At 66.4% G+C, this 13,228-nt stretch carries 10 protein-coding genes; 8 read left to right on the top strand and 2 right to left on the bottom strand.

What is annotated here, in order from left to right; all coding sequences use genetic code 11:
• Window positions 1-128 precede the first annotated feature (128 nt).
• Window positions 129-1,709, bottom strand: a complete 1,581-nt coding sequence (locus CMASS_RS09220; RefSeq protein ID WP_022862954.1) for a glycosyltransferase 87 family protein — start codon at window positions 1,707-1,709, stop codon at window positions 129-131.
• Window positions 1,710-1,889: 180 nt separating this feature from the next.
• Between CMASS_RS09220 and CMASS_RS09225 the strand changes: the two genes are divergently transcribed.
• The 8 genes from CMASS_RS09225 to CMASS_RS09260 all read left to right on the top strand — a co-directional run bounded on the left by CMASS_RS09225 (window position 1,890) and on the right by CMASS_RS09260 (window position 11,782).
• Complete coding sequence (locus CMASS_RS09225) at window positions 1,890-3,254, top strand: dipeptidase (protein ID WP_022862955.1); 1,365 nt, start codon at window positions 1,890-1,892, stop codon at window positions 3,252-3,254.
• A 395-nt stretch (window positions 3,255-3,649) separates the two neighbouring features.
• Complete coding sequence (locus CMASS_RS09230) at window positions 3,650-6,826, top strand: Na+/H+ antiporter subunit A (protein WP_022862956.1); 3,177 nt, start codon at window positions 3,650-3,652, stop codon at window positions 6,824-6,826.
• 10 nt (window positions 6,827-6,836) lie between these two features.
• Window positions 6,837-7,337, top strand: a complete 501-nt coding sequence (locus CMASS_RS09235; protein ID WP_022862957.1) for a Na(+)/H(+) antiporter subunit C — start codon at window positions 6,837-6,839, stop codon at window positions 7,335-7,337.
• Window positions 7,330-9,030, top strand: a complete 1,701-nt coding sequence (locus CMASS_RS09240) for a Na+/H+ antiporter subunit D (RefSeq protein WP_022862958.1) — start codon at window positions 7,330-7,332, stop codon at window positions 9,028-9,030. The genes CMASS_RS09235 and CMASS_RS09240 overlap by 8 nt, the downstream gene beginning before the upstream one ends.
• The gene (locus CMASS_RS09245) at window positions 9,027-9,560 is read left to right on the top strand and encodes a Na+/H+ antiporter subunit E (protein WP_022862959.1); all 534 of its coding nucleotides are present in this window, start codon (window positions 9,027-9,029) and stop codon (window positions 9,558-9,560) included. The genes CMASS_RS09240 and CMASS_RS09245 overlap by 4 nt, the downstream gene beginning before the upstream one ends.
• Window positions 9,561-9,836 carry a monovalent cation/H+ antiporter complex subunit F gene (locus CMASS_RS09250; protein ID WP_022862960.1) on the top strand — a complete coding sequence of 92 codons (276 nt, stop codon included), beginning with the start codon at window positions 9,561-9,563 and terminating at the stop codon, window positions 9,834-9,836. It begins immediately after the preceding gene.
• Window positions 9,833-10,213 carry a monovalent cation/H(+) antiporter subunit G gene (locus CMASS_RS09255; RefSeq protein WP_022862961.1) on the top strand — a complete coding sequence of 127 codons (381 nt, stop codon included), beginning with the start codon at window positions 9,833-9,835 and terminating at the stop codon, window positions 10,211-10,213. Before CMASS_RS09250 ends, CMASS_RS09255 begins: the two co-directional genes overlap by 4 nt.
• A gap of 93 nt (window positions 10,214-10,306) precedes the next feature.
• A complete protein-coding gene (locus CMASS_RS09260; RefSeq protein WP_240482784.1) occupies window positions 10,307-11,782 on the top strand; it encodes a glycosyltransferase 87 family protein in 1,476 nt (491 codons plus the stop codon).
• A 111-nt stretch (window positions 11,783-11,893) separates the two neighbouring features.
• Here CMASS_RS09260 and CMASS_RS09265 read toward each other — a convergent pair whose 3' ends face one another.
• On the bottom strand, window positions 11,894-13,033 hold the full coding sequence (locus tag CMASS_RS09265; RefSeq protein ID WP_027018654.1) for a glutamate--cysteine ligase: 1,140 nt from the start codon (window positions 13,031-13,033) through the stop codon (window positions 11,894-11,896).
• Window positions 13,034-13,228 lie beyond the last annotated feature (195 nt).

Genomic DNA, 13,228 nt, shown 5'->3' on the forward strand with positions numbered 1-13,228 from the left:
GTGTGTAGTGCTCCTTGAATTCGCTTTTCAACCACACTCGTGTCTGCGTCATACATGGTCGCCCGCGACGGCAGAGCTGGTGAGTGCTAACCAGCCTCAACCACGTATGCCAGGTTTTCTGGCACTCTTTATCGGTGAGTGCTAGGGCTATTCTGGCACTCGCGCGCAGTGTGTGCAAGACCACCCGAGCCACGGCGCGTCGCAGGTTGGTAGCGGGACTGGGCTGGTTGCCAGCGGGGTTGAGTGCGTGCGGACTGCACCAGATACTTCAGCCACGGCGCCGCGATGAGCAGCAGACTCCACCAAATCCAGGTCGAGCGCGCCAGCGCGTTGCCGGAGTGGATCTGGTCCCAGATGTCGAACGGCAGATCCAGCATCACGCTGAGGAACGGCCACATAACCACAAGTGCCGCGATGGGGAGCGCGAGCCCGAGGGCGAAGTGGCATGCGGGGTGGGATGGCTGGATTGTGTGTGATTGCTGGGTGCGGCGCAGCACGTCCGCTACCCCACCGACGGCCAGCGGGACGACCCACAGCCAGTAGTGGTGCCACGAAAACGGCGAGACCAGGCTCATCCCGATCCCCGTGATGGCCATCGCGGCCGTAACGTTGTGCGCTGTGAGAAGCCGCGAGGCGCTGGCGAAGGTCAGCACCGCGACCGTCACCGCGAGCGCTGCCCACAACACCCCGCTGTCGACGCCGACCTCGCGTTGCAGCCACAGACGCAGGCTCTGTGAGGTCGGGTTATCAATGCCGCCGAAGCGCTCCACGTCGAACAGGGTCTTCCACCACGCGCGGAAGCCACCCGGGACGGCGATATCCCCCAGCGCCACCGTGGTGAGGAAGGTGCCGCCTGCGACGGCCGCCGCGCGGTAGCGGCGCTGTAAGAGGAAGAGGAATCCGAAAAACGCGGGAAACAACTTGATCCCCGCGGCAAGGCCCACGCCGACACCAGCCCACCAGGGGTCGTCTGGGTGGTGACGATTGGACGGGCGCGACCGTTCGTCGCCGGGCCGAGGGTTTTTGTCGTTGTACGCAGCAAGGACCGGGGCCGCGAGGAAGTCCACGGCGATAAGCGCGGTGACGAACATATTGATCTGTCCCCAGAAGAACCCAGCGCGCACCGGCTCAAAGGCGAAGGCGGCCAGCGTGACGGCGCAGATGGCCGGCACGGAGCCGAGCGTGAGAGGGATGTGCCGCTCGCGCAGCACCGCGGCGATGAGCCCGCCGAGCGCGAGAAGCGCGAACAGCTGCCACAGCTCCGCGGCCGCGATGAGCGGCAGCCGGGAGACGAGCCCGAACAGCCACGCCACCAAGGGCGGATAGGTAAACGGCAGGTCCCAGCGCTGCCCGTTGTTCTCGGTGACGAAGTTATGGGCGTACACATCGCAGCCGGCCGTGCGCACGCATTCGCCGGCCCGGTAATAGACCTGGAAGTCCATGGGGATGCCGAACAGGTGGTACGTATCCGCGGTGCGGGCGGCCGGGTCCGCCTCGTTTTCTAGCTGCACTGCCGAATCGACTGCCGGTTCCATCGCCCAGTCGCTGGTGTTTTTCGCCAGGACAACCAGCGCGATGACGCAGACCGTCAGCAGAGCGCCGGCGCGCGCGTACGGGGAGATGCGGTGTGGTGGGCGGTTCTGCGGCGGGTGGTTCTGCGGAGTGTGGCTCCGGTTCTTGGTGCGCGATGGGGCGGCGTGACGGCCCACGGTGAACGTCCTTCCGAGGGGGGGGCGGTGCGGGGCTTGGGGCAAAAGAGGCAGTGTGTGCCTGGTTGTTGTCCACGGTAAACCGCAGCGCACGGGAAATAGCGTTCCACGCGCCGGTAAGTCATGCCCAACCGCGAAAGACGGGGTGGGCGAGGATGCAGCGCCGTAGAATATGGCGGCATGACTGATATTGCGCAACACGTACGAGGCGACCGAGACCGTATCTTCTCCCAGTTGAAGAAGCTGGTTTCCTTCAACTCCGTCCACGGCGACCCGGAGCTCAAAGACCAGACACAGGGCGCGTCCGAGTGGGTCAAAGACGCCCTGACGGAGGCAGGCTTTGCGGTCGAAGCCATCGAGACCACCGACGGTTCGGTGGCACTGGTGAGTGAGAAGACGGCGGAGTCGGCGGCGCCGACGGTGCTGTTGTACTCGCACTACGACGTCGTGCCGGCCGGTGACCACGCCGAGTGGGACTCCGATCCGTTCACGCTCACCGAGCGCACGGCCGCGGACGGCTCCACCCGTTGGTTTGGGCGTGGGGCGGCCGACTGCAAGGGCAACCTGGCCATGCACCTCGCGGCGCTGCGGGCGCTCGAGGCCAATGGCGGCGCTGGCGTGAACCTCAAGGTGCTGGTGGAAGGCTCCGAGGAAAAGGGCGGCGAGGGCCTCTCCCAGCTCATCGCTGACCGTCCCGAGCTGTTCGCGGCCGACGCGATCCTCATCGCGGACGCCGGTAACGCGGCCGTGGGCCAGCCGACCCTGGTGACCTCCCTGCGCGGCGGCGCGCAGATCACCGTGACGGTGGATACGCTGCGCGCGCCGGTGCACTCCGGGCAGTTCGGCGGCGCCGCCCCAGACGCGGTCAAGGCGCTCATGCGCGCCATCGACTCACTGACCGACGAGACCGGCCGCACCCAGATCGACGGCATCGACTGTGCCGCTCAGTGGGACGGCCAGGGCTACCCGGCCGAGCAGTTCAAGGCCGATGCGCAGATGCTCGACGGCACGGAGATCATGGGCGGCGAGGAAGGCGCAGGCCAGGTCGCCGACATGGTGTGGGCGCGCCCGGCGCTGACCGTCACTGGTTTTACCTCCACGCCGGTGGACCAGGCGGTCAACGCGGTGCCGCACACCGCGCAGGCCAACCTGAACCTGCGCGTGCCGGCCACCATGGACTCGCAGGAAGTGGCCGACGCGGTGGCCGAGCACTTGAAGAACCACGTTCCGTGGGGCGCGCACATCGACGTCGACGTGTGGGACGTCAACCGCGGCTTTTCCACCAACCCGTCTGCCGCCGCCCTGGCCACCCTGGGCGAGTGCCTGGCCGAGGCCTACGGCTCCGACGCCTCCTCGATGGGCATGGGCGGATCCATTCCGCTGACCGTCGAGCTGCAGGAGGCGCACCCAGACGCGGAAATCGTGCTGTTCGGCGTCGAGGAGCCGAAGTGCACCATTCACTCCGCCAACGAGTCGGTCGATCCCACCGAGGTGGAAAACATCGCCATCGCGGAGGCACTGTTCCTTCAGCGCTACGGCAAGTAGTACGGGGTCTGCTAGTACGGAGTCTGCGTGCGGTGCCGCGTGGGAGCGGTGCGGTGTGGGCGCGGTGCGGTGTGGGCGCGGTTGTGGAATTTTCCTTTCGCTCGACTCCACCCATCGGTAGGATGGGGACACGAGCCGGCCGCGCCGTATCCCAAGACGCCGCCGCAACGCTGCGCCCACAGTGTGTACGCGAGTAAGTAGACGAGTGTGTACGTAGGCGCAGGTGATCCTCTGTTTCCTCAGTGACAACCTCATCTGTTTGTGAACTTCCCGCTGGGTGGAGAACACGCGTTGTGCGTTCAGTGGCTGGTATTCACCGGTGTCTTCGGTGTGCCGAGTCGCGGCCCATCTCGCCGACGAGTCCGAAACCTTGAAGTAGGGAGCGCACCTCCATCGTGCTGGTTTTACTCAGTGCCCTTTTCGTGGCCGCAGCCATCGCCCCGGTTCTCATCCGGGGCATCGGGCGCGCCGCCTTCGGATTGCTGGCGCTCGTCCCGCTAGTCGGCTGCGGGTGGGTCCTCCACCTGTTCGCCGCCGGGACCTTTGAACATGGCGGGGCCGTCACCCGCCACATCGAATGGATGCCCGCCGCGCACCTGTCCATCGACTTCCGGTTGGATGCGCTAGGTGGCCTTTTCAGTCTGATTGTGCTGGGCGTGGGCTTTCTGGTCCTGCTGTATTGCTGGGGCTACTTCGACACCGCGCCGCGGCGCCTGGAAATGTTCGGCGCCCAGATGACGTTGTTTGCCACCGTCATGTTCGGGCTGGTCTCCGCGGACTCGTTCCTGCTGATGTACGTGTTCTGGGAGATCACCTCCCTGCTGTCGTTCCTTCTGGTGAGCTACTACGGCGAGCGGGCATCGTCACGCAGGTCCGCCATGCAGGCACTCATGGTGACGGCCCTGGGTGGCCTGACCATGCTGGTCGGGCTGGTGCTCATGGGACTGAGCACCGGGGCGTGGTCCTTTAGCGAGCTGACGGACAAGCCGCACCTGGCGGACACGCCAGGACTAGTCGTGGCGGCGGTGCTGGTGCTCGTCGGCGCGCTGACCAAGTCGGCGCTGGCGCCGGCGCACTTCTGGCTGCCCGGCGCGATGGCCGCGCCGACGCCGGTGTCGGCGTACCTGCACTCCGCGGCGATGGTGAAGGCGGGCATCTACCTGGTCTCGCGCCTGGCGCCGCAGCTGCACGAGATCCCGTCGTGGCACCTGGCGCTTTTGCCCATCGCCATTTTCACCATGCTTCTGGGCGGCTGGATGTCGCTGAAGCAGAAGGATTTGAAGCTGATTTTGGCCTACGGCACCGTCTCCCAGCTGGGGTTCATCATGTCCGTGGTGGCCATCGGCTCCCGGGAGGCGATGCTGGCGGGGCTGGCGCTGACGTTTGCGCACTCGTTCTTCAAGGCGGCGCTGTTTATGATCACCGGCGCCATCGACCACACCGCCGGCACCCGCGACATCACGCAGCTGTCCGGGCTGGGGCGCAGGCAGCCGGTGCTCTACGCCATCGCGATCATCTCCGCCGCGTCCATGGCCGGCGTGCCGCCGCTTTTGGGATTTGTGACCAAGGAGACCGTCTTGGAGGCGGTCATGCACGAAGACCTGCTGGTGGGCATGCCGCGCGCGATGCTCCTGGTGGGCATGGTCGCCGGGTCGATCCTCACCATGGCGTACGCGCTGCGCTTTTTGTGGGGCGCGTTTGCCACCAAGGACCCGGACCACCCCACCGGCGGCGGGGTATCGGAGGCCGTGGACCAGATGCACGAGATCGGCCCCATGCTGTGGCTGCCGCCGACGGTGCTCACCGCGCTGACGGTGGTGCTGGGAGTGTTCCCGCAGCCGCTGTCGGCAATTATCAATCAAGACTTGGACGCGCGCTTTGGGCCGGCTGCGGAGTCGACGGAGTTGGCGCTGTGGCACGGGCTGACGCCGACGCTGGGGATTTCCGCCGGCATCATAGTGCTCGGCGCGGTGATGCACTGGCAGCGCTCCGTGGTGGCCCGCGCGCAGTTCGACTACCCGGCGCTGGGCTCGGCGGACGATGCCTACGACACCGTGCTCGCCACCGCGCGGAAGATCTCGCTGCACCTGACCGCGTCCACGCAGCGCGGCTCCCTGACGCTGAACCTGGTCACGATCTTCTGCACGCTCATCGTCGTGCCGCTGACCGCGGCCATTGTGGGCGAGCTGGATGACGTGCGCATGATCGTGGCGGAAAACCCGTGGCAGATCCTCGCCGCGGTCATCATCATCGCCGCCGCGGTCACCGCGACGGTGCTGGACAACCGCCTGTCCGCCGTCATCGTGGTCGGCATTTCCGGATACGCCTTAAGCTTCCTGTTCATCCTGCACGGCGCGCCCGACCTGGCGCTGACCCAGCTGCTCAGCGAAACGCTCATCATGGTGCTGTTCATGCTGGTGCTGCGCAAGATGCCGGCCAGCACCCCGCAGACCCACGACCCGGAGCGCACCCGCAAGCGCGCATGGCTTTCGGTCACCGTGGGCGTGGTCGTGCCGCTGATCGGGCTGTTTGCCATGAACGCGCGGAACGCACACCCGATCAGCGAGTACATGCCGGAGCTGGCGAAGAGTATCGGGCACGGCGACAACACCGTCAACGTGCTGCTGGTGGACTTGCGTGGCTGGGACACCATGGGCGAGATGACCGTGCTGGCCATCGCCGCGACCGGCGTGGCCTCCCTTATCTTCCGCACCCAGTCCTTCAACCGCGAGTCCCGCCGCCCGACCCTGCGCGTGACCGGCCGTCGGTGGCTCGCGGCGGAGCCGGAGACCGAGCAGCAGGCGAACCGCTCGCTGATGATCGAGGTGTCCACCCGCCTGCTGTTCCCGTCGATGATCGCGCTGTCGGTCTACTTCTTCTTCGCCGGGCACAACGCCCCGGGCGGCGGGTTCGCCGGCGGGCTGGTGGCCGCGCTCGCGTTCACGCTGCGCTACCTGGCGGGCGGGCGCCACGAGCTGGACGAGGCCCTGCCTATCGATGCCGGGCGCATCCTCGGCTTGGGCATCCTGTTGAGCTTGACCGCGGTCATCGTGCCGATGTTCTTCGGCCGCCCGCCGCTGTCCTCCGAGGTGGCGGAGTTCTCCGTCCCGCTGATCGGCGAGGTGCACGTCCCGTCCGCGCTCGTGTTCGACCTGGGCGTGTACATGGTGGTCGTCGGTCTCATCGTCGCCGTAATGGGCGCGCTCGGTGCGAAGCTCGACCAGGAAGAGGACATCCGCAAGCAGCGCGCCCGCGACCGCGCCCGATCCCTGGCCCGGCGGCGCAAGCGCCACATTGGAAACAACGTGGTCAACCCGTCCTCGCCCGCCACCGAAACCGACCCTGCGGCGCCGGACCAGAAGCGGCTGCAGCTCACCGCGGTGGGCGCGGCGCGCAAGGACTCGGTGGTCGGCGCGGACGGCAAGGTCTTAGGGCGCGCCGACCCGGATTCCGGTGGCACGGTCTCCCACCCGCGCGGCTCCGACACCGAACCGGGCACCCCGCGCGGCGACCAAGAAGAAACCGAGATTCAGCAGCACCCGAACACCGACTCGACCGGAAAGGAAACGTAAGAGGGAAGCTATGGAAGCGAACTTATTCCTCCTGCTCGCCACCGGCGTGTTCATCGCGGCGGGCGTGTACCTGCTGCTGGACCGGTCGATGACCAAGATGATGCTGGGCATTTTGCTCATCGGCAACGGCGCCAACCTGCTCATGCTGCAGGCCGGCGGCACCGCCGGCTCGCCGCCGATTGCCGGGCGGGAGACCGCCCAGTACGGCGACAAGATCGCCGATCCGCTCGTGCAGGCGATGATGCTCACCGCGATCGTGATCTCGATGGCGATGACGGCGTTCATCCTCACGCTCGCCTACCGCCAGTACCGCTACCGCTCCGCCGACCTCATTGAGGACGACTCGGAGGACACCGCGATTACCGCGATGGCCTCGCGCCCGACCAGCTCGGCCTCCGGGCCGGGCTCAGACGCCTCCGACGACCCGACCACCGGGCGGGCGACGAAGAAGGGCGACGACTTCGGACCGAAGTCCTTCGAGCAGCCCGTCAAGGGGGCGAAGGATGACTGATACCCCCGCGTGGGTCGACGCGCTGACCCCGTACGTCGGCTACCTCCTCCCGCTGCCGGTCATCCTGCCGATGCTGGCCGCGGCCATCTGCTTCGTCTTCGGCAAACGCACCACCACCCAGCGCCAGGTGGCGTTCTTCACCCTGCTGGTGACCATCGTGGTCAACGGCCTGTTGCTCATCATCGCGGACGTCGACGGCATCCAGACACTGCAGATCGGCGGCTGGGACGCGCCAGTGGGCATCACCCTGGTGTCCGACCGCCTGGCCGCGCTGATGCTCACCACCTCGTCCATCATCCTGTTCGCGGTGGTCTGGTACGCCATCTCCCAGGGCATCCACGACGACAGCAACGAAGACCCCGTCGCGGTCTTTTTGCCGTCCTACATGCTTTTGACCATGGGCGTGAACCTGTCGTTTTTAGCCGGCGACCTGTTCAACCTCTACGTCGGCTTCGAGATCTTCTTGTCGGCGTCCTACGTTTTGCTCACCCTGGGCGCGACGCCGTCGCGCGTGCGGGCCGGCGTCGGCTACGTTATGGTGTCGATGGCCTCGTCCATGATCTTCGTCATCGGCTTGGCGCTGGTCTACGCCGCGGTGGGCACGGTGAACATGGCGCAGATCGGCCAGCGCATCGAGGACGTGCCCGGCGGCGTGAGCACCGCGATTTTCGCCGTGCTGCTCGTCGCGTTCGGCATCAAGGCGGCCGTGGTGCCTCTCGATGCCTGGCTGCCCGATTCCTACCCCACCGCCCCCTCGCTGGTCACCGCGGTGTTCGCCGGCCTTTTGACCAAGGTGGGCGTCTACGCCATCATCCGCATGCGCTCGGTGGTCTTTACCAGCGGCAGCCTGGACACCCTGCTCATGTGGGTGGGCCTGGCCACGATGATCGTCGGCATCATGGGCGCGATGGCCCAGCCCGACATCAAACGACTTTTGTCGTTCACCCTGGTTAGCCACATCGGCTACATGATCTTCGGCCTGGCGCTGGCCAGCCCGAAGGGGCTATCCGGCGCGATCTTCTACGCCATCCACCACATTCTGGTGCAGACCGCGCTCTTCCTCGTCGTCGGGCTCATCGAACGGCAGACCGGCACCGCCTCGCTGCGCAAGCTCGGCTCGCTGCTATACACCGCGCCTATCATCGCGGTGCTCTACTTCATCCCGGCGCTCAACCTGGGCGGCATCCCGCCGTTCTCCGGCTTTTTGGGCAAGGTGCTCCTTTTGCAGGCCGCCGCGGAGAAGGGCACGTGGCTCGCCTGGGTGCTCGCCGGCGGCGCGGTGCTCACCTCGCTTCTCACCCTCTACGTCATGATGCTCGTGTGGGCGAAAGGTTTCCTGCGCGACCGCGCCGACGCCCCCGACGCCGCCCTGGTGGAAACCGGCGACGTGTCCAACGAAGACAACGAGGGCAAGGGTCTGGCCACCCGCGTGCGTGGCGATGCCGGCCGGCTCACCTACGGCATGGTCGCCTCCACGGCGATGCTGGTCGTGGTCTCCACCAGCCTGACGTTTGTGGCCGGGCCGATGTCCGGGATCACCGGGCGGGCCGCGGAGACGGTGCAGGACAAAAGCGTCTACCGCTACGCAGTGCTGGGCGATAGGGCCGATAACCCCACCCGCCACCTCGACCAGGACGAACGCTACCAAGGCTCGCCCGACTCACTGACCAGCCGAGAGGAGGCCGACCGATGAGGAGGAAGTTTTCCGGCTTTTCCGGCCTGCGCCACCGCTTCCGCCCCACGTTCGTGGTGTGGATTACCGTGATGTGGCTGATGCTCATGGGCGAGCTCAGCCTGGCCAACCTGCTCGGCGGGCTCGTCGTCGCCGTCGCGGTCGTGCTGCTGTTGCCACTGCCGGCGATGCCGGTGGGCACGCTCGACATCTCCTGGGGCAAGCTGGCGAAGTTCTTCTTCGACTGGTTTGTGAACCTCATCCGCGGATCCATCCGCGTCGGCTGGCTCGCGCTGCGCCCGGCCGCCCCGCCGAAACACGCGATCGTGGAAGTGCCCATGCGCGTCAACTCCGAGCTGGTGCTCACCCTCGCGGTGATGCTCTACAACCTGCAGCCGGGTGGGGCGGTGACGGATATCGACATCGCCAATCGCATGCTCACCGTCCACCTGCTCGACGCGGACACTCCGGCCGACCTCGACCGGGAGATCACCTCGCTCAAGGACATGGAGCGCCGGCTCATCGCCATCTTTGAAAGGAGTCCCGCCTAAATGGACGCGACACTCTACAACGGCATCCTCTTGGTCATCGCCGCCCTGTTCGCGCTGTCGTTCCTCATTGTGTTGTGGCGCATCGTCGTGGGCCCGAACTCCATGGACCGCCTTTTGGGCATGGACGGTTTCGTGGCCATGTTCCAGTGCGGCTGCGCCATCTACATCGCGTGGTCACTCAACACCTCGATTGTGAACGCCATGATGGTCATCGCGCTGCTGGGCTTTATCTCCACGGTGGCCGCCACCCGCTTCCGCAGGAGGGATAGCCAATGAATTTCCAGCTCATCACGGACATCGTTTCGCTGGTCCTGCTCGCGATGGGCGGCGTGTTGGTCTTTGCCACCGCCATCGGACTGGTGCGGTTCAAAGACACCATGTCGCGCGTGCACCCGGTGACCAAGCCGCAGACCCTCGGGCTGGTCATGACCATCCTGGGCGCGTTCATCCGGGTGGTGGGCGCGGAATCCTCCGGCGTCTCGGAGCGTAGTGACCTGGGAATGCTGTTGTTGCTGGTACTGTTTGCCATGATGACCAGCCCCGTCACCGCCCAGCGCATGTCCCGTATCGCCCGGCGTGAGGGGTTGTACGGTAAAGACGAAAATATGACACGCAACGACCGGCCGGCGGGCAAGAAGGTGCGCCGCAAGTAGGGGCTTCCTGCTTGCTCGACGCGCTGTGTGCAGCACCGCCTGCTCGCCGGCCGCCCGTGTGCCCAACCCGCACGGTGGAAGTGAAAGACCTGCATGGAAACGAGAGACCCAGACCCGATGTCGCACTCCGACGCGCCTGCCACGCCCGACACTGGGGCTTCTACGGATTTCCCTGACACCGCGGCTTTTCCCGCCACTACGGCTACTCCCGCCACTGCGGCGTCCCCGGCCACCGTGGCGCCTTCCACGCCCGACGTCGACGCGGAGCCCGCGGCGCCGCGCCGCTCGTACGGGCTTCCCACCGTCTTCGTCTTGTTGGCGGCGTTTACCGCGTTCGCGGTCTACCGCATCATGTCCGCGCCCGACGACCACGCGCTCAAGTGGCGCGTGCCGCTGGATTTGGCCATCTACCGCCTGGGCGGCGAGAAGGTCGCCGAAGGCCTGCCGCTTTACGATGGCCCCCTCCTCGTCAACCTCCCCTTCACCTACCCGCCGATCTCCGGGCTTATCTTCTCCTGGATGGACGCGCTGAGTGACAACGTGCTCATCGGCCTGTGGCAGATCGGCGGCATGGTGGCGCTGGCCTGGATCGTCGCCATGATTTTCCGCGAGCGCGGCATGGGAGTAAGCGTCTGGACCATCCTGGCCGCCGTCGTCTTTTCCACCGCCACCGTGGCCACGGAGCCCATCCACGGCACCCTGTTTTTCGGCCAGATCAACATCTTCTTGATGCTGTTAGTCTCCTTCGACTTCCTGCCGCGGAAGTTCCGCCTGCCGGGCATCGGCACCGGCTTGGCCGCGGGCTTGAAGCTCACGCCGGCGTACCTCGGTCTCGTGTTCTTGTTCCAGAAGCGCTGGTGGGCCGCGGCCGGCTCAGTGCTCACCTTCGCGGTGACCGTGGTGGTGGGCATGCTGTTCGTCCGCGACGGCGGCGAGTTCTGGCGCAGCGCCATCTTCGATTCCTCGCGCATCGGCGAGCACTCCAACCTGGGCGCGCAGTCGCTGCGCTCCATCCTCTACCGCTACGCCGGCATCGACGGCGGCCCGGTGTGGCTGTTGTGCGTCGCCGGCACCTTCGCGGTGACCTGCGCGGCCGTCTTCGTCGCGGTGCGCCGCGGCAACCGCAGCGTGGCCATGGCGCTGACCGGTGTGAGCGCTTGTTTGGTCTCGCCGTTTTCCTGGTACCACCACTGGGTGTGGATCATCCCGCTGGCGGCCTGCGTATTCGCCGCGGTTAACCGCGCGCTCGGCCCGCGCTTCGACCGCGCCATGGGAATCTTCGGCGCGCAGCTGGCCGGCCTGCTCTCGCTAGCGGCCGCGATGTTCGTGCTCATCCCGTTCGTCAACGTGCGCGTGTGGGATCTCATGTCCTACCGCGGCACCACGCACATCGACTTCGCGCAGCCGTGGATCCAGTGCCTGTTTACCCTGACCGGCCTGGCATTCATCGTGCTCTACGCGCTGTCCGGCTTGTTCGGCCTGGGCGGTGGGAAGGGCCACGGGAAAGCTCACAGCGATGCTCGCGGAGACGACCCCGCGGCCGCGGCCACAGACGCCGCCGGGTTCTAGCCTCCCTCCCCCGCGGGGCCGGCTCGTGCAATTGGTTGACCCACTAGGCGCGACATTGGCGCCCAAACTCCTTGCTCGTGGGTCATCCGGTTGCACTCGGGCGCGCGGCCCTTATGCCCAGGGCGTGCCGTCCTCCAGCTCCTGGCAGGCCAGGTCGACGGCCGGCTTCCAGTCAGCGGTGCGCTCGAATAGCTCGCGCTGGCGCTGGTAGCCGGCGCCGCGGGCAACGATTTCGCGGACTATCTCCAGCTCCGCCCGGCACCCGAGCTCCGCGGCCAGCGGGCCGAGCTCGGTCACCAGATCGGTGAGCTCGTCGCGCACCTCGCGCTCGTCGGTATCGCGCGAGGTAATCACCAGCGCGTCGAGCCCGTAGCGCGCACCGCGCCACTTGTTCTCAGCCACGTGCCACGGCTGCAGAGTGGGCAGCTTCTCGCCGGCATCGATCATGCGGTCGAAGTGCACGACCAGGCAGTGCGTGAGCGCGACGATGGCGGCGAGCTCGCGGAGGTTGGAGGTGGCATCGGAAATGCGCACCTCGATGGTGCCCCACTTGGACGCCGGGCGGACATCGAAATGCATGGAGCCCGTGTGGCTGATGACCCCGGAGATCGCCTGGTCGCGCATGTAGGACTGCCATTCTTCCCAGTTGGCGAACTGGTAGGGCAGCCCGGCGGTGGGCAGTTGCTGGTAGAGCATCGTGCGGTTGGACGCGTACCCGGTGTCAATGCCGTCCCACCCCGGCGAGCACGCCGAAAGCGCCAGGAGGTGCGGGAACTTGGTCATCACCGCATTGATTATCGGCCACACGCGGTCTTCGTGGCTGATGCCCACGTGCACGTGCGTGCCCCACAGCAGCATCTGCTGGCCCCAGTACTGGGTTCGGTTGATGATTTCGGAGTACGTCTGCTTCGGCGAGACGGGATTTTCCCGGAAGTCCGAAAACGGGTGCCCGCCGGACGCCCAGGGCCGAAGCCCCATGTCGTGGGCAACATGCTTGACGATGTCCAACGAACCCCGCAAATCCGCCATCGCCTCCGGGACGGTCTCGCACACCCCGGTGACTAGCTCCACCGTGTTCTGGAGGAACTCCTTTTCCAGGTGGGTATCCGGGGCTAGTTCTTTCGCCGTGTCGATGAGTTCTGCGGCGCGGGGAACCAGGTCGCGGGTGACGGGGTCAACCAGCGCGACCTCCCATTCCACGCCGAGCGTAGGGCGTGGGGAGCGGGCGAACTTCTCTGCGGGAATATCCACCCGGATCATGCTACGTGGCGGGTGCGAACGCGCAGCATATTTGCGCGATTTCGGGCGATATAAATTCACCACCGCGCAGGCGAGCCCGCCTTCACGGCCCTATGCAAATTCGGTGCAGACTAAGAGGGATTTTGGCGCCCAAATGTAGCGCTAGTCGGCACCGAATTTGCACCGGACCGAATGTGCACCGGCCGC

Origin of the sequence: Corynebacterium massiliense DSM 45435 (assembly GCF_028609805.1) — a bacterium.
Taxonomy (GTDB): Bacteria; Actinomycetota; Actinomycetes; order Mycobacteriales; family Mycobacteriaceae; genus Corynebacterium; species Corynebacterium massiliense.